Below are 16,655 nucleotides of genomic sequence, written 5' to 3' on the forward strand. Positions count from 1 at the left end.
ACATGATCACACCATCGCGTGAATCAGGGCGAAACGTGGAACTTCTGCCGGTCGGCCCTCCGGGGCGCGGGGGCGCGGACGGGGTTCGCCGCTTCCGATGCGGGCGTTCAGCGCCTGACCTGGATCAGGGCGTGCGTCCCGCTCGTCCGCCAGCGCTGTTCCCCGTTCGCCACCAGCGCGGCCTCCGTGTCCGCGGTGAGACCGGTGATCACGTCCGACTTCAGGGTGCGCAGAGCGGCGACGGGGCCCGGGAAGTAAGCGGTGGCGTCGGCGAAGGACGTGGTGGGCGACCACCAGCGGTCGCCCACCAGGCGGCGGTAGTTCAGGTCGCCCTTGAGGACGGTGACCGTGGCCGCGGCGAACTCCGCACGCAGGTCGTCGGGCATGTCCGCGTACGGCAGCGGGGCGCAGGAGAAGGGGTGGGCGCGGACGGTGACGCGGCCGTCGGTCAGGGCGGTCCACAGCCGGTCGCCGTACACGGCGGCCGCGCCGCCCGCCGCGCCGAGCCGGCGCAGCGCGTCGAGCACGTCGGCGGGCGTGGCGTCGGAGACGTAGTACGGATACGGCTTGACGTGCAGGACCGCCCGGTCGATGCGGCCCCGGCCGAGGAGGTGTGAGACGAGGAGCAGGTCGGGGACGAGTTCCCGGCCGGCGTTGTCGGCGACGAGGCACAAGGTGGTCGGGCCCGTGGCGCTCGTCCCTGCGGCGCTCGGGCCGGAGGCGCTCGGACCGGAGGCGCTCCGGCCCGAGGCGCTCGTCCCTGCGGGCGGGAGCAGGGACCAGAGCACGTCGCTGTCGTCGGTGACCAGGGCCGGCACCCGGTCCTTGGTGCCGGTGCCGGGGCCGCTGTCGGAGAGGCGGAAGCCGAGGTCCGCGCGGTTGCCCCAGAGCGAGCCGTGCAGCAGGGCCCGGGTCCGCTCGTCGGTGGGAAGATCGGCGAGGGCGTCGAGCGCGGCGAGTTCCTCGTCCGTCTCCGGCGCGTCGAGCTCGGCGAGCTTGGCGGGCCGGAAGGGGTCGAGGCCCTCCCAGACGCCGGGGCCGAAGTAGCCGACGGCGTCGAGGAGCCGCCGGTAGAAGTGGCTCTCCGCCCACAGCCAGGGCACGTCGAACCAGGACCGGCCGGCGTACGCGTCCATCCCCCAGTCCGCCCAGCGGCGCCGGTCGCGGGCGTCGGCGTCGACCGGCAGTGGCTCGATCACGCCGTCGGCACAGCTCGCGAGGAGCGCGTCGAGGGCGCGTCGCCGTTCGGGGTCGTAGGGGAACGCATCCCGCACCTGCCGGATGATGGCGGGATGCCGCTCGGCCAGCACGCCGTGGGGGAAGGCTCCGGGCTCGTTGCCGATGATGACGGGGGCGGGCTCGGACGAGGTGTCGGGCATGCGCCTCACCGTATCGCGCGGTCCAGGGCGGGAAGGCGGAGCCGGCCCGGTGGCGGCGAGGGTCGCCCCCTCGGGTCAGACCCCGCCCGTGTCCCGTTCCAGGCGGGCCACGAGGGTGAGGTAGCGGGCGCGCCGGGTCACCGGCACCATGCCGCGGATCAGGATGTACCACATGCCGGCCAGGCGGCGGGGCTGCCGCGCGGCCGGTTCGAGGGTGCCGCCCACGACGCGGGTGCCGACGATGGAGCAGACGAGGGTGTGGGCGACGGAGTCGATGTCGATGTCCGGGTGCACGTCGGACTGCCCGACGGCGGCCAGGAGACGGGAGGAGGCTATCTCCCGCCACTCGGTGAAGGGGTGCGGCAGCGGCGGCCGTACCGGCACTCCCCCGGTGGCGAGCCGCAGCCCGGCCCGCAGCACCGGACCCTCCTCGCACAGCCGGGCCATGCCGAACGTGAGGCGCATCAGCGCCTCCAGGGCGGTGTAGCCCCGGCCGTCCAGATCCGTCGCCAGCCGGCGCGAGGTCCTGGACTGGATCTCCATGATGGCGTTGGCGAGGTCTTCCTTCGCCGCGAAGTGGAAGTACAGGGCGCCCTTGGTGACTCCGGCGTGGGCCACGATCTCGCTCAGGCTGGTCGACTCGTAGCCGTGCCGGTCGAACAGGTCGGCGGCAGCCCCGAGGATCGTCGCGCGGGTCTGCTCGGCGCGTAGCTGCCTCGCCATCGGCTGAACTCTCCTGGGCTGGAACTCAACAGGCCGTGCTGCCTGCATTAACCCCCTGTACACGATAACTTACCGTCAGATCAGCGCGCTTACGGCCCTGCGGACCGCGGTCCTGGCCGCCCGCACGCGACATGGTCCGGACCCGGCCGGCCGGTCGGTCCGGTCGGTCCGGTCGGTCCGGTCGGTCCGGTCGTTTCCTGGCCGTTGACGTACACCGGGTTCGAGCCGCGCGGACGGCTTCGCGGCCGCTGGAACAACAGGCCGGTGGACCCGCGCCCACGCGCTCGCCCCGTCTCCGTTCATCACGATGCGGCACCGACAACTCACACCTGGTCGCTGGTCACTTGACTACCGGCCGTCACACACTGTTTGCTCCGGCCAGGCGATGTACACCCGGCTGGCGCACCGACCCGCGGCTCCGGTCCACCTCGTCCCGTTCCTCCTGCTCGGCCGCACAGCGAGGTGCCCCAACCCCCATGAGCACATCTCCCCCGCCCACCCACTCCCCCGGACCTCTGCGCGCCGCGGTTCTCGCCGCGGCCGTCTGTCTGCTGGCGGCCGGCTGCTCGGCCCTCGGCGGGACGGAGGACTCGGCCGCGAACGCCGGCGGCGGGTCCGGCGCCGACCGGATGAAGATCGTCATGGTCACCCACGGCGGTGAGGGCGACGCCTTCTGGGACCGGGTGCGCAAGGGCGCCGAGGCGGCGGCCACCAAGGACGGCATCGACCTGACGTACGCCGGTGACTCCGACGCCGCCGACCAGGCCGACCTGGTGCGGGACGCGATCCGCGACAAGGCCGACGGCATCGCCGTGACCTTGGCCAAACCGCAGGCGATGAAGGGGCCGGTGGCCGAGGCCAAGGCGGCCGGCATTCCCGTGGTCGGCCTCAACTCAGGCATCGACGCCTGGCGTGCCACCGGGCTCCTGGGCTACTTCGGACAGGACGAGAGCGTCGCGGGCCGGGCCGTCGGCGACAAGCTGACCTCCCTCGAGGCCCGGCACGCCCTGTGCGTCATCCACGAGCGGGGCAACGTCGCGCTGGAGGCCCGCTGTGCCGGGGTGAAGAAGACCTTCAAGGGCGAGACCGAGATGCTCTACGTCGAGGGCACCGACATGAAGTCGGTGGGCGCGGCCGTCACCGCACGGCTGCGGCAGGACTCCAGCATCGACGAAGTCGTGATGAACGGCGCGGCGTTCGCCCTCACCGCGGTCGAGTCGGTCGACGAGGCGGGCAGCAGGGCCCACGTCGCCACGTTCGACCTCGACAAGGACCTCGTCGCCGCCGTCAAGCGAGGGGACGTGCAGTTCGCGGTGGACCAGCAGCCGTACCTGCAGGGCTATCTCGCGGTGGACGCGCTCTGGCTGTACCGGACCAACGGCAACGTCAGCGGTGGCGGAGTGGCACCCGTACTGACCGGCCCCGCGTTCGTGACCCGGACGAACGCCGACGCGGTCGCCGAGTTCGCCGCGGGCGGCACCCGTTGACCGGGCACCGTCACCACGGGCGCCGGCGCCCGTGGCCGCGCCCCCTCCCGCGCACAACCGCCCCCCTCCCCCACTGATCGCCTAGGACGACGATGTCTGCACGGACAGATGCCCGGCGCCGCCTCGGCTCCATACGTCTCTCCCTGATCCTCCTGGCCCTGGTCCCCGGCGTCACCCTCGCCGCCGTGTGGGGGGTGACGACGATCCAGATGTTCTCGGAGGGTCTGCGGCTGAGCTCTCAGACGGAGCTGAGCCGCGACACCGGGGCCATGGGAACCGAGGCGGCGCTCGCGCTGCAGAAGGAGCGCAGTCTGTCGGCCGCCTGGCTGGCCGGACCCGGCGGCGACCGGGCGGAGCTGGACGCCCAGCGGAGGAAGACGGACCGGGCGGTCGCCCAGCTCGTCGGCGAGTCCGACGCGATCGAGCGCGCGCCCGACCGGGTCTCGGACCGGCTGTACTCGGTGCTCGGCTCGGTGGGCAGCCTGGAGTACTACCGCAACCAGGTGGACCACCCCAGCGACATCACTCCCGAGCAGGCGCTCGACCAGTACACGTCGATCATCGACGAGCAGATCCACGCCTTCCAGGAACTCTCCCAGGTCGACGACGGCGACCTCACCTCCCAGGCCGGGCCGCTGGTCGCCCTCGAGCACGCGGCGGAGCTGATCTCCCAGGAGAATGCCCGGCTCACCCTCGCCTGGCCCTCCGGCCGGATGGACGAGGAGCAGTGGGCACAGTTCGCCCAGCTGGCCCACACCCGGCGCTGGCTCGTCCGGGACCAAATCGTCCCGTCTCTGACCGGCAGCGCGAAGGCGCAGACCGAGCGGGTCCTCGCCAGTGCGGAGTGGCAGACCCTGGAGGCCGTCGAGGACCAGGTACTCGCGGCCCGGGCGGCGGACGGGGGCGAGGACGGGGACCGGGCCGGAACGATCGTCCTGCCGGACTCGCGGCAGCGCTGGACCGCCGCGCTGGACACGGTCTCCGACCAGTACGAGGCGCTGATCCGGCAGCAGACCGACGGGCTGCTCGACCGCAGCGCCGACGAGGCGCGCGGGCTGCTGATCACGGCCGCCTCCCTCAGCGCGGGCGGCCTGGTCGCCCTGGTGCTCTGCGTCGTGATGTCCTGGCGCATCACCCGCTCGCTGTCCCGGCGGCTGCGCGGACTGCGGCTCGCCACCCTGAGCCTGGCCGAGGAACGGCTGCCCGACGTCGTCGCCCGGCTGGAACGGGGCGAGAAGGTCGACGTGGAGTCGGCGACCCCGCCACTGGACTACGGACGGGACGAACTCGGCCAGGTCGCACAGGCGTTCAACACGGCACAGCGCACCGCCGTACACACCGCCGTCGAACTCGCCGACACCCGGCGCGGCTTTCAGAAGGTGATCCTCGGCATCGCCCGGCAGAGCCAGAACCTCGTCAACATGCAACTCGGCAAACTGGACGCGCTGGAGCGCGAGCACACCGACCCGGAGATCCTCAAGGGCCTGTACGAACTGGACTCCACCGCCAGCCAGTTGCGCCGGTACGAGGAAAATCTCGTCATCATCAGCGGCGAGCAGCCCAGACGCACCTGGCGCGAACCCGTCGCACTGGTCGACATCCTGCGCAGCGCCGTCGGAGAGGTCGCCGAGTACCAGCGCGTGGAAGTGCACACCGACGAGGAGGTGGCGCTCGCGCCGCCCGCGGTGGCCGACGTGATCCACCTGCTCGCCGAGCTCATCGACAACGCGACCGCCTACTCCCCCGCGCCCAACCCGGTCGGGGTGCGGGCGGCGATGGTGGCCAAGGGCCTGGCCGTCGAGATCGAGGACCGCGGGCTCGGCCTGTCGGAGGAGGACTACGCCTCCTTCAACACCCACCTGGCGGTGGCCCCGCAGTTCGACGTGGTCGCGCTCGCCGACGACCTGCGGCTCGGCATGTTCGTCGTCGCCCGGCTCGCGCACCGGCACGGCATCACCGTCACGCTGCGCTCCTCCCCGTACGGGGGGACCACGGCGATCGTGCTGATCCCGCACGACGTCGTGGTGCGCGAGCCGGTCGACGCGCCCCACGGTGCGGCCCACGCCGCGGACGGTACGGCGGACCACGGGGCGCCCGGCACGCCCGCGCCGCCGGTACCTTCCGCGCCTTCCGCGCCTTCCGCGTCCGAGGCGGGTTCCGTTCCCGTGAAGCGGCCCGTCGGGCCGGTGCGGCCCGTGCCCACGAGCCGGGTCGGCGTTCCCGCCCGCATCTCCTCCGCGAGCGCGTCCGCCACCGAGCGGGACGGCCCCACCCCGCTGCCCCGCCGGGTGCCGCAGACCAGCCTGGCCGCCGAACTGCGCGACGAGGACGCCGTCGCCGGCCAGAACGGTACGCACGCCGGGCCCGACGACTACCTCGACTTCACGGCCGAGCGCGCCGCCTCGTCCCTCGCCGGTTTCCAGCGCGGCACGCTGCGGGCCCAGGCCGCCGATACCGACAGCACGGGCACGGGCACGGATGCCGACGAGCAGGCATTCTCCTCCACCGCTCCCTCGACTCCGACCCCCGACCACCGACCGCCCACGAAGGACACGCGATGACCCGACCCTCCCCCGCCACGCACGCCGAGCTGGACCAGCTGCTCACCGGACTCGTGGAGCGGGTCGCCGACGTGAACCAGGCCGTGGTGCTCTCCGAGGACGGACTGGTCGTCAGCAAGTCCACCGGCTTCCCCCGCGACGACGCCGAGCGGCTGGCGGCGACCGCGTCGGGTCTGATGAGCCTCAGCAAGGGCGTCAGCATGGACTTCCGCGGCGGCCCGGTGCGGCAGGCCCTCATCGAGATGGCCAACAGCTACCTGATCCTCAGCTCCGCGGGCCCCGGTGCCCACCTCGTCGTGCTCACCGGCCCGAACGCCGACGTCGGTGTGGTCGCGTACCAGATGAACATGCTGGTGAAGAAGATCGGCGAGCACTTGAGCGCGGCACCGCGGTCCACCGCCGGCCCCGGCGAGTGACGTGACCGGTGGCGACGCGGAGGGCCGGCTCGTACGGCCGTTCACTCTGACCGGCGGCCGGACCCGGCCCAGCCGCGCCGACTTCACCCTCATCACGACGGTGGCCGCGGTGGACCCGCAGCCCGCTCGGGCCGCGCGACCGCAGCCCGAGCACCTGCGGATCCTGCGGCTGTGCGCCGAACCGCTCGCCGTGGCGGAGGTGGCGGCCCGCCTCGACCTGTCTGTGAGCGTGACCGTCATCCTGCTGTCGGATCTGCTGGAGGCCGGCCGGATCACCGCCCGGCCGCCGCATCCCGTCTCCCGCGCCACCCCGGACCTGGACCTGCTGCAGAAAGTGAGGGACGGCCTTGGCCGGCTCTGACCGCGCCACTCCGGCGCCCGCCGCAACCGCACCGGCGGCTGCCGCCCCCGACGCCGTGAAGATCCTGATCGCCGGCGGTTTCGGCGTCGGCAAGACCACCATGGTCGGGTCGGTCAGCGAGATCGCCCCGCTGCGCACCGAGGAACCGCTGACCGCGGCGGGGCTGGACGTCGACGACCTCGCCGGCATCGAGGAGAAGCGGGCCACGACCGTGGCCCTGGACTTCGGGCGCATCACCATCGGCCGGGAACTGGTGCTGTACCTCTTCGGCACGCCGGGTCAGCAACGGTTCTGGTTCATGTGGAACGATCTGTCGATCGGGGCTCTCGGAGCCGTGGTGCTGGTCGACGTCCGCAGGCCCGAGTCGAGTTTCGCCGCCATCGACTTCTTCGAGCGGCGGGGAATCCCGTTCGTCGTGGGCGTCAACGGCTTCCACGGGCGGCATCCGTATCCGGCCGACGAGATCCGGGAGGCGCTGGCGCTGCCGCCGCACGTTCAGGTGCTGCTGTGCGACGCGCGGGAGCGGGCTTCCAGCCGCGACGTTCTCATCGCCCTGATCGACCAGCTGATCGACGCCGCGGCCGGGGCCGCGGCGTCGTGAGGGACGTACGCCGGTCGGAACCGGACCGGTCAGAATCCTGACCGGTCCGGTTCCGACCGGTCCGGTTCCGACCGGTCCGGTTCCGACCGGTCCGGTTCCGACCGGTCAGACCAGGCCCGGTCAGACCAGGCCTGCCGACTCGAGCCACTCCTTGGCCACGTCCAGGGGGTCCTTCTTGTCCAGCTGGACCTGCGCGTCCAGGTCGAGGAGCGTCTTCGTGTCCAGCTCGGCGGAGACCTCGTTCAGCGTGTCGACGCCCTCCTGGGACAGCCCCTCCTTGTGGACCAGCGGTGTGACGTTGGCGTACCCGAAGAGGTTCTCCGGGTCCTTCAGGACGACGAACTTCTCCTTGATGATGGTCGGGTCCGTGGTGAAGATGTCCGCCGCCTGCACGGTGTTCTTGGTCAGCGCCGACTGGGTCAGCGGGCCGCCCGCGTCGAGCGCCTTGAAGGACTCGAACTTCAGGCCGTACACGGACTCCAGGCCCTTGAGCCCCTGCTGCCGGGTCTGGAACTCGGGCGAGCCGCCGATCACCAGGTCCGGCGCGATGTCCTTGAGGTCGGCGAGGGTCGACTCGGCGGTGAGGCCGTGCTTCTTCGCGGTCTCCGCGTTGACGCTGACCGAGTCCTTGTTCTCGGCCGGCGACGACTCAAGGAGCGTCAGCTTCTTGTCGAGCTTGGCCTTGGCCGCGGTGTTGACCGCCTCGGTGGACTTCTGTTCTGCATCGGGGTCGAGGTAGGCCAGCAGCGCGCCGTTGTACTCCGGCAGCACCGTGACCGAGCCGTTCTTCATCAGGCCGTAGGTCGTCTCGCGGCTGCCGATGTTGTGCTTGTAGGTGACCTTGAGGCCCTTGGCCTTGAGGGCCTCGCCGTAGATGTCGGCGAGCAGGGTGCTCTCGGCGAAGTTGTTCGAACCGACGACGACCGTGCCGGCCTCCGCCTTCTCTCCGGCGAGGGGGTTGTCGGACGTGTCGTCGGAGGAGGAACAGCCCGCGAGCAGCGCCGCAGCGGCGGTGAGCGCGACCGCCGCCGAGCCGGTGTGCCTCATCCTGGACCTGCTGCTCTTCGCGGTAGAAGTCATCCAACGATCCAAACGAGCCACTTGTCGGTCAGTCAAGAACGGCCTGGTTACGGTTTCTTTCACAACTGTGTTCGAGTCCGTCTTCGGTCTCAGCGCCTGCGCACCCCCGGCGACACCGTCAGTCGTTCCGCCGCCCAGAACACCCCGAGCGTGACGAGCGCCAGGAGTGCCACCAGGGTGGCGCCGCCGACCACCTTCTCGTAGTTCCGCTGGTAGAGCCCGTCGATGATGTACCGGCCGATCCCGCCGAGACTGACGTACGCGGCGATGGTCGCCGTCGACACGACCTGGATGGCGGCCGAGCGCAGTCCGCTGAGGACCAGAGGCAGGGCAACCGGCAGTTCGACGCGGAAGAGGATGCCCGACTCGTGCATGCCCATGCCTCGCGCGGCGTCCACCGGGGAGGGGTCGACCGAGCGGACCGCCTCGTAGGTGGTCACCAGGATCGGCGGGATCGCGAGCACGACCAGCGGGATCATCACGGGCAGCAGGCCGATGCCGACCGTGACGGCGATCAGCACGAGCAGCCCGAAGCTGGGCAGGGCGCGGGCGGCGGTGGCGACGAGGGCGACGGCGTTTCCGCCGCGCCCGGTGTGCCCGGTCAGCAGCCCGACGGGCAGGCCGATCGCGGCGGCGAGGCCGAGGGCCATCAGCGTGTACTGGACGTGCTCCAGCAGACGCTGCGGAATGCCGTCGTAGCCGTGCCAGTGGGCACCGTCGCTGAAGAACGCGTTGGCGAAGTCGAGTACGTTCACCGGGTCGCCGCCTTCTCCGGTTCGGGCCGCTCCTGCCGCGCGACGGCCCGTCCTGCGGCGGCCTGTCGCACAGTGGTCTCCTTCGGGCGTTGCCGCTTGCCGCGCGGCATCCAGGGGGTCAGCAGGTTCCGGACCAGGACGAGGGCCGCGTCGCACAGGATCGCCAGTACGGCGGTGGTGAGGACGGAGTTCACCGCCAGCTCGGGACGGCCGTACTTCTGGGCGTCCGCGAGCAGGTTGCCGAGGGCGCCCTGGTTGCCGATGAGGGCGCCGACGCTGACCAGGGAGATGCTGGAGGACACCGCCACCCGGAGCCCTGCGAGGATCGCGGGCACGGCGATCGGCAACTGCACCTGCACGTAGCGCCGTACGGGCCCGAAGCCCATGGCCGTGGAGGCGGCCAGGGTCTCCTGGGGCACCGACCGTACGCCGTCGACGATCGCCGGGACGAGCACGACCAGGCTGTACACGGCCAGCGGGATCATCACCGTCAGCTCGGTCTGGCCGGTGTAGTCGATGAGGACGACGAAGACGGCCAGCGACGGCACGGCGTAGAACACCGTGGTCACGCCGAGAACGGGCGGGTACAGCCAGCGGAAACGCACACAGAGCTGGGCGATGGGCAGCGCGAGCAGCAGCCCGGCCAGGACCGGCAGCAGCGCCTCGCGCAGGTGCAGCCCGATCAGACCGAAGTAGGTGTTGTCGAGGTCGCTGGGGATGTCGAAGAAGCCGTTCACGGGCCGACCTTCGTGACGCCGGCCGACCCCGACGGCTGCCCGTCGCCGGCCTGTGCGCCGCCGGACTGCGGGGCGGTGGACTGCGGGGCGGTGGACTGCGGGGCAGCGGGTTCCCCGGTGCCGTGGGCCGTACGGATCGCCTCGCCGATGGTCTGCTGGGAGACGACACCCGTCACCCGCCCGTCGGCGTCCACGGCGACGGCCCAGCCGGTGGGTGAGAGCACGGCGCAGTCGAGGGCGGCCCGCAGCGAGTCGGTGCCGGGTACGAACGGCCGCCCGTACGACAGCAGCCCCTCCACCGCGATGTCCCCGGCGGTCAGGTCCCGCGGCTCGGCCCAGCCCAGCGGCCTGCCGTCCGCGTCGGTCACCAGCAGGTAGGGGAGGTCGGGCGCGGTGAGCTGCTCGGTCGTGGCGTCGACACGGACGACCGGACCGGTCGTCAACTCCAGGCCCGCGGAGGGGAAGAAGGACAGCCGCCGGATACCGCGGTCGGCGCCGAGGAAGTCCTCGACGAAGTCGTCCGCCGGGTTCGACAGCAGCTCGGCGGGCGGCGCGAACTGGGCGAGCCGGCCGCCGGTGCGCATCACCGCGACCATGGTGCCCAGTTTGATGGCCTCGTCGATGTCGTGCGTGACGAAGACGATGGTCTTGCCCAGCTCGTCCTGGATGCGCAGGAGTTCGTCCTGGAGGCCCTTGCGGACCACGGGGTCGACGGCGGAGAACGGCTCGTCCATGAGCAGTACGGGTGGATCGGCGGCGAGCGCCCGCGCCACGCCGACACGCTGCTGCTGGCCGCCGGAGAGCTGGTACGGGTACCGCTTGCCGAGGGAGGCGTCGAGCCCCACCCGCTCCATCAGCTCCGCCGCACGTTCGCGGGACTTCTGCCTGCCCCACCCGATCATGCGGGGCACGGTGGCTATGTTGTCGATGATCGTCCGGTGCTGGAAGAGGCCGGCGTTCTGGATGACGTACCCCATCGACCGGCGCAGCGTGGTGAGCGGCTGCCCCTGGAGGTCCGCGCCGTCGAGGCGGATGGTGCCCTCGGTGGGCTCGACCATCCTGTTGATCATCCTCAGGGTCGTCGTCTTGCCGCAGCCCGAGGGTCCGACGAGGACCGTGATCGAGCGGTCGGGGATTTCCAACGACAGCCGGTCGACCGCCACGGTGCCGTCCGGGTACCGCTTGGTGACTGATTCCATCCGTATCAAAACGCCGATACCCTTCGGGTGGGCGGGAAGTTCTGGCCAGGTCGCTACGGTCGTTGCCGGGAGAGTCTAAACGTCCGGTGTCGCGGAACCGTGATGGCCGTGTGTGGCCCTGTGCCGCGAAATGACCCCCGGCAGCCCTCGCGCGCCACAGCCCACGCGACGCCCTCGGCGCCCATCGCGAAGCCGCCGTGGCGATCGTGTCCGACCTCGAGGGCGCATGCCCGATGAGGCCACCGCCGCCGTGTTCGCGTGGCCGCGTGAGGTCGGCGCGCTTCAGCCCGTTCCGGCCCGACGGCCAGGCGTCCCGGCTGGACCGGTGTGAAGACCGGTCCAACAGGCCCGAGTTGCGTGAAGTGCACGACTTCTGCGAGGAGTACCGGGTCACGACCGGAGGCCGCACGTCAGGTACCGGCGCCCTGGGCATTCCGGTGGCCGACCGGGAACGGATCCGCTCCCGGTCGCGCGCGCTCCGAGCCGCGGGTTCAGCCCTCCGTGGGCGCCAGCCGCAGCGAGATGCTGTTGATGCAGTACCTCTGGTCGGTCGGGGTCGCATACCCCTCGCCCTTGAACACGTGCCCGAGGTGCGATCCGCACCGGGCGCACCGCACCTCCGTGCGGACCATTCCGTGCGACCGGTCCTCGATCAGCTCGACCGCGTCGGTGTCCTTCGGGTCGAAGAAGGACGGCCAGCCGCAGTGCGACTCGAACTTGGTGGTGGAGGTGAACAGGTCCGCACCGCAGGCGCGGCAGGAGTAGACGCCCTCGGTCTTGGTGTCGGTGTACTCACCGGTGAAAGCGGGTTCCGTGCCGGCCTGGCGCAGCACGGCGTACTCGGCCGGTGCCAGTTCCGCGCGCCACTGCTCGTCCGGCTTCTCGACGTCGTACGACATGAGTCCTCAGCCCCTTACAAGTTCGTTGCTCTACAGCTCGTCCAGGATGCGCGGTCCGAGGTCGGTGACGTCGCCCGCGCCCATGGTGAGAACGAGATCACCGGCCTTCGCCATTCCCGCGATCACCGCGGGCGCGCCGGCCTTGTCGTGGACGGGCGTGACGTCCGCGCCCGCGGCCCGGGCCGCCTCGATGATCAGCTCGCTGGTGATGCCCGGGATCGGGTCCTCACGGGCCGGGTAGATGTCGAGGACGACCGACGCGTCCGCCAGCGCCAGCGCCTGGCCCATCTCCTTGCCCAGCTCCTGGGTGCGGGAGAAGAGGTGGGGCTGGAAGAGGACCAGGATGCGGGCGTCGCCGACCGCGGCGCGCATGGCCTCCAGGTCCGCCGTCATCTCGGTGGGGTGGTGCGCGTAGGAGTCGACGACCTGGACGCCGGCCGCCTCGCCCTTGAGCTGGAGGCGACGCTTGACGCCCGTGTAGGCGGCCAGCGCGGGGGCCAGCTCGGCGGCCGGGATACCCAGGGCCGCACCCGCCGCGAGGGCGGCGACCGCGTTGTGGGCGTAATGGCGGCCGGGGACGGAGACCGCGAAGGTCAGCTCTGTGCCGTCCACCACCACCGTGACCTCGCTCTTCAGCCCCTGCGGGACGACCGACAGGATCCGCACGTCGGCGTCCTCGGACTCTCCGTACGTCACCGTCCGCACCGAGCCGGCCAGGCGACGCGTCAGCTCCCGGGCACCCTCCTGGTCGGCCGCGACCACCAGGGCGCCGCCGGGGACGATCTTGTCGGCGAAGGTCTCGAAGGACTCGTAGATCTCGTCCATCGACGCGTAGTTGGCGTGGTGGTCGAGTTCGACGTTGAGGACGATGGCGACCTCGGGCGCGTACTTGTGGAAGCTGCGGTCGCTTTCGTCCGCCTCGGCGACGAAGATCTCGCCGTCGCCGTGCAGGGCGTTGGAGCCGGGCGCGTCCAGGTCGCCGCCGATGGCGTACGAGGGGTTCAGGCCCAGCTCGGACAGGGAGACGGCCAGCATGGAGGTGGTGGTGGTCTTGCCGTGCGTGCCGGCCACCGCGATCGGGCGCAGTCCGTTCATCAGCGCGGCGAGGGCGTCGGAGCGGTGCACGACCGGGATGCCGCGTTCGGCCGCGCGAACCAGCTCCGGGTTGTCCTCACGGATCGCCGACGACACGACCACGCAGCTCGCGTCGTCGGCGAGGTGCTCCGCCGCGTGCCCGATGTGCACGGTCGCGCCGAGCGCGCGCAGGGCCTCGGCGGTCGCGGACTCCCGGGCGTCGCTGCCCGCCACCTCGGCGCCGCGCTGGGCGAGGATCTTGGCGATGCCCGACATTCCGGCGCCGCCGATGCCGATGAAGTGCGGTCGGTCCATGGCGGTAGGAAGGCCGGGTGCCATGCGCTGTTCTCCCCAGAGGTGCGACGGGTGGTACGACAGGTGGTGCCTGCTCATCACGTCTGCCGGGGGTGTCCGGCTGACGCTGTCTGCCGCCGGTGTCCGCCGGCGGGCGCGCCCCGGGCACGGGCCCCGGAGTGCGAGGCCCAGCCTATGCCTTGCTGTGGGAGAACAGTTTCAGGACCGGTACGCCGACCTTGTGGCGGGCGCGCGAGGCCCAGTCCCGGTGGAAGAACTCCTCCACGTAGTGCGGATCGGTCAGGACGATCACCTCGTCGGCACCGGTCTCCAGGACCAGGGCTCTGAGCTCCTCGAGCGGGTGGTCCTCGATCAGGCGGCCTTCGGCCTCCGCCCCGGACGCGCGCAGCGCGGTGAGGGACACTCCCAGTGCCCGCTGCCCTACGCTCTGCGCCTCCTCGCCCTCGGGCGTCTCTCCTTCCCGTACGGCGTCGTCGAGCTCGCCGAGCGCGACGTCGTCGATGGCCCGCAGCAGTCTGTCCGCCTGATCGCCGCGCGGCTGGAGCAGCACGTGGAAGGCGACCGGCTCCTCCCCGTGCAAGGTGGTGACGAACTCCACGTCGGCGGACGTCAGGGCCTTCTCGATCATCAAAACGCTTGTGAACACCAGGCGCCCCTTCTCCTTCGAGGGCCCGCGGGCCCACCCTCCGTAGGCCGTACCGGACCCTGCGGAAACCATCCTGCCCCGTGATCGCGCAGGTACTGCCTGATTCAGTGTGCCCGGCGCGGGCCAAGCGGAACGGGAGATGCCGTCGATTCCCTCAGTCACGCCGGTAGCGACCGAAGAGGAAGCCCTCCTCCTCCAGCAGGGACGCCAGCGCGAACCGCCGCGGCACGTCGACCGAGGGCCCGCCCGCGATCCGCTGCGCGTCACCCGCGGTGAGCATCGGCGAGACGGTCAGGCACAGCTCGTCGAGCACCCCGGCCGTGACGAACTGTCCCAGCAGTCGCGGACCGCCCTCGGTCAGCAGCCGGGTGTGACCGAGCCCGGCGAGCGCCTCGACGGCGCGGGCGGGGTCCACGCCGACGCCGTCACCCGCGATCACCACCCGGGCGCCGGCCCTCTCGGCGGCCGTGATCCGGTCCGGGGCCGCGGCCGCGCCGGTCAGGATCAGCGTGGGCACCACGGGCGAGGTGAACAGCGGCAGGGAGAAGTCCAGCTCCAGGCTCGCGCTGACCACCGCGATCGCCGGCGCGGGACTCTGCCCCGCAGCCCGCCGCAGCTCGGCGAACTCCGCACGCGAGCGTGCCGGACGGTACCCCTCCTGGCGTACGGTCTCGGCGCCGGCGATCACCACGTCCGCCAGGGAGCGCAGGGTGCCGAAGACGCGCATGTCGGCCGCGCTGGAGATGGGCTGGGAGCGGCCGTCGTGCTGTGCGGCCCCGTCGAGGGTGGAGACCATGTTCGCCCGTAGCCAGGCCCTCGGCCGACCGTCCGGCTCGGGGTAGGCGTAGGCCGCGGCCAGCTCGGCGAGGCTCCACTCCCGGTCGGTGGCGTCGAGGTCCGGGCCGGCTGTCTGATCGGTCACAGTAGGCACAGGGAGCACAGGGAACAGGCGTCGCATGCCGTGCAGTGTTCCACGCACCCGCCCCCGAGCCGCCCAACCGCCCAGCCGCCAACCCACCCGGCCGCGGGCAATCGTGCCGCCAGGGGCGGCACGGGTGGGCGCGGCGGCACCCCGCGACGCCGGGCCTCGCACCCCACCCCACCCCCACAGCGACGCCGGGCGCCCACACGATCGGCCCACCGCACAGCCGCACCACTCCGCCACCGAGCCGCACAGCCGCACAGCCGCACAGCCGCACAGCCGCACAGCCGCACAGCGACACCCGCCCCCGAACAGGGCCTACCATGGATCCCCGTGTCGTCCTCCTCCCCCACCCCCGGTTCCGCCCCCTCCGGCCACCCCCTGATAGCCGGGGCGGCGTCCGCGTCCGCCCCGCTGTCCCTGTGCGCCCGCGAACCGCACGTCCCCGCGGACCGCCTGGTCGCCGAGATGGTGCCCCCGCCCCGCTTCGACTCGGTCCGCTTCAGTACGTACATCCCGGACCCGAACCAGTCCAGCCAGAGCGAGGCAGTACGGGTCCTGGAGGACTTCGCGACCGGACTGGGCGGAGCCCCCGCCGCCACCGCCGGGCGAGGCTTCTTCGGTCTCGGCCGCCGCAGGGCCCCCAAGCCCCCCGCCGGCCCCCGCGGCGTCTACCTGGACGGCGGCTACGGCGTCGGCAAGACCCACCTGCTGGCCTCCCTGTGGCACGCCACCCCCGCCGAACCCTCCCGCAAGGCGTTCGGCACCTTCGTGGAACTGACCAACCTCGTCGGCGCCCTCGGCTTCCAGCAGACCGTGCGGACCCTCTCCGGGCACCGTCTCCTGTGCATCGACGAGTTCGAGCTCGACGACCCCGGCGACACCGTCCTCGTCTCCAGCCTGCTCGCCCGGCTCGTCGAGGCGGGCGTGGCGCTCGCCGCCACCTCCAACACGCTGCCGGGCAAGCTCGGCGAGGGCCGCTTCGCATCGGTCGACTTCCTGCGCGAGATCCAGGGTCTGTCAGCCCACTTCCGCGCCCTGCGCATCGACGGCGAGGACTACCGCCACCGCGGCCTGCCCGAGGCGCCGGCGCCGTACTCCGACGAGCAGGTGACCCGCGCGGCGCAGGCCGCCGAGGGCGCTTCCCTGGACGACTTCCCCGCGCTCCTCGACCACCTCGCCCGCGTCCACCCCAGCCGCTACGGCGCCCTGACCGACGGCGTCGCGGCCGTGTGCCTCACCGGGGTAAGCCCGGTACCGGACCAGTCGACGGCACTCCGCCTCGTGGTCCTCGCGGACCGGCTCTACGACCGTGAGGTGCCCGTCCTGGCCTCCGGTCTCCCCTTCGACCGGCTCTTCAGCGAGGAGATGCTGAAGGGCGGGTACCGCAAGAAGTACTTCCGTGCGATCTCCCGGCTCACCGCCCTGGCCCGGGACGCGGCGCGGCTCGTCGACACGCCCTGAGACGAGTCCGTTCCCGCCAACCGAGCACACTTTTCG

The 16,655-nt window shown here is 71.9% G+C and carries 16 protein-coding genes; 6 read left to right on the plus strand and 10 right to left on the minus strand.

What is annotated here, in order from left to right:
* Positions 1-107: 107 nt before the first annotated feature.
* Positions 108-1,379 carry a damage-control phosphatase ARMT1 family protein gene (locus ABEA26_RS12495; RefSeq protein WP_345591947.1) on the minus strand — a complete coding sequence of 424 codons (1,272 nt, stop codon included), beginning with the start codon at positions 1,377-1,379 and terminating at the stop codon, positions 108-110.
* A gap of 75 nt (positions 1,380-1,454) precedes the next feature.
* A complete protein-coding gene (locus ABEA26_RS12500; protein ID WP_345591948.1) occupies positions 1,455-2,102 on the minus strand; it encodes a ScbR family autoregulator-binding transcription factor in 648 nt (215 codons plus the stop codon).
* Between the two features lie 476 nt (positions 2,103-2,578).
* Here ABEA26_RS12500 and ABEA26_RS12505 point away from each other — a divergent pair, with 476 nt between their 5' ends.
* The 5 genes from ABEA26_RS12505 (at position 2,579) to ABEA26_RS12525 (ending at position 7,528) form a co-directional block, all read left to right on the plus strand.
* Positions 2,579-3,589 (plus strand): substrate-binding domain-containing protein, encoded by a 1,011-nt coding sequence (locus tag ABEA26_RS12505; protein ID WP_345591949.1) that lies wholly within the window; start codon positions 2,579-2,581, stop codon positions 3,587-3,589.
* Positions 3,590-3,681: 92 nt separating this feature from the next.
* On the plus strand, positions 3,682-6,150 hold the full coding sequence (locus tag ABEA26_RS12510) for a sensor histidine kinase (protein WP_345591950.1): 2,469 nt from the start codon (positions 3,682-3,684) through the stop codon (positions 6,148-6,150).
* Complete coding sequence (locus ABEA26_RS12515) at positions 6,147-6,566, plus strand: roadblock/LC7 domain-containing protein (RefSeq protein ID WP_345591952.1); 420 nt, start codon at positions 6,147-6,149, stop codon at positions 6,564-6,566. The genes ABEA26_RS12510 and ABEA26_RS12515 overlap by 4 nt, the downstream gene beginning before the upstream one ends.
* Position 6,567: 1 nt before the next feature.
* The gene (locus tag ABEA26_RS12520) at positions 6,568-6,927 is read left to right on the plus strand and encodes a DUF742 domain-containing protein (protein WP_345591954.1); all 360 of its coding nucleotides are present in this window, start codon (positions 6,568-6,570) and stop codon (positions 6,925-6,927) included.
* A complete protein-coding gene (locus ABEA26_RS12525; protein WP_345591955.1) occupies positions 6,914-7,528 on the plus strand; it encodes a GTP-binding protein in 615 nt (204 codons plus the stop codon). The genes ABEA26_RS12520 and ABEA26_RS12525 overlap by 14 nt, the downstream gene beginning before the upstream one ends.
* A 120-nt stretch (positions 7,529-7,648) precedes the next feature.
* On the opposite strand, the gene ABEA26_RS12530 is transcribed toward ABEA26_RS12525, so the two are convergent.
* The 8 genes from ABEA26_RS12530 to ABEA26_RS12570 all read right to left on the minus strand — a co-directional run bounded on the left by ABEA26_RS12530 (position 7,649) and on the right by ABEA26_RS12570 (position 15,191).
* On the minus strand, positions 7,649-8,608 hold the full coding sequence (locus tag ABEA26_RS12530) for an ABC transporter substrate-binding protein (protein WP_345591957.1): 960 nt from the start codon (positions 8,606-8,608) through the stop codon (positions 7,649-7,651).
* Between the two features lie 89 nt (positions 8,609-8,697).
* On the minus strand, positions 8,698-9,363 hold the full coding sequence (locus ABEA26_RS12535; RefSeq protein WP_345591959.1) for an ABC transporter permease: 666 nt from the start codon (positions 9,361-9,363) through the stop codon (positions 8,698-8,700).
* The gene (locus ABEA26_RS12540) at positions 9,360-10,100 is read right to left on the minus strand and encodes an ABC transporter permease (protein ID WP_345591960.1); all 741 of its coding nucleotides are present in this window, start codon (positions 10,098-10,100) and stop codon (positions 9,360-9,362) included. Before ABEA26_RS12540 ends, ABEA26_RS12535 begins: the two co-directional genes overlap by 4 nt.
* Positions 10,097-11,308, minus strand: coding sequence for an ABC transporter ATP-binding protein (locus ABEA26_RS12545; RefSeq protein WP_345591961.1), 1,212 nt, complete (start codon positions 11,306-11,308; stop codon positions 10,097-10,099). The genes ABEA26_RS12540 and ABEA26_RS12545 overlap by 4 nt, the downstream gene beginning before the upstream one ends.
* 482 nt (positions 11,309-11,790) lie before the next feature.
* On the minus strand, positions 11,791-12,198 hold the full coding sequence (gene msrB / locus ABEA26_RS12555; RefSeq protein ID WP_345591963.1) for a peptide-methionine (R)-S-oxide reductase MsrB: 408 nt from the start codon (positions 12,196-12,198) through the stop codon (positions 11,791-11,793).
* Between the two features lie 30 nt (positions 12,199-12,228).
* On the minus strand, positions 12,229-13,611 hold the full coding sequence (gene murC / locus ABEA26_RS12560) for a UDP-N-acetylmuramate--L-alanine ligase (protein ID WP_345591965.1): 1,383 nt from the start codon (positions 13,609-13,611) through the stop codon (positions 12,229-12,231).
* A 148-nt stretch (positions 13,612-13,759) separates the two neighbouring features.
* Complete coding sequence (locus tag ABEA26_RS12565) at positions 13,760-14,233, minus strand: indole-3-glycerol phosphate synthase (protein ID WP_345591967.1); 474 nt, start codon at positions 14,231-14,233, stop codon at positions 13,760-13,762.
* A 154-nt stretch (positions 14,234-14,387) separates the two neighbouring features.
* Complete coding sequence (locus ABEA26_RS12570) at positions 14,388-15,191, minus strand: pyrimidine reductase family protein (protein WP_345591968.1); 804 nt, start codon at positions 15,189-15,191, stop codon at positions 14,388-14,390.
* A gap of 297 nt (positions 15,192-15,488) precedes the next feature.
* Between ABEA26_RS12570 and zapE the strand changes: the two genes are divergently transcribed.
* Positions 15,489-16,619 carry a cell division protein ZapE gene (gene zapE / locus ABEA26_RS12575; protein ID WP_345591969.1) on the plus strand — a complete coding sequence of 377 codons (1,131 nt, stop codon included), beginning with the start codon at positions 15,489-15,491 and terminating at the stop codon, positions 16,617-16,619.
* The last annotated feature ends 36 nt before the right edge of the window (positions 16,620-16,655 follow it).

The organism is Streptomyces marokkonensis, from assembly GCF_039539045.1.
GTDB lineage: Bacteria > Actinomycetota > Actinomycetes > Streptomycetales > Streptomycetaceae > Streptomyces > Streptomyces marokkonensis.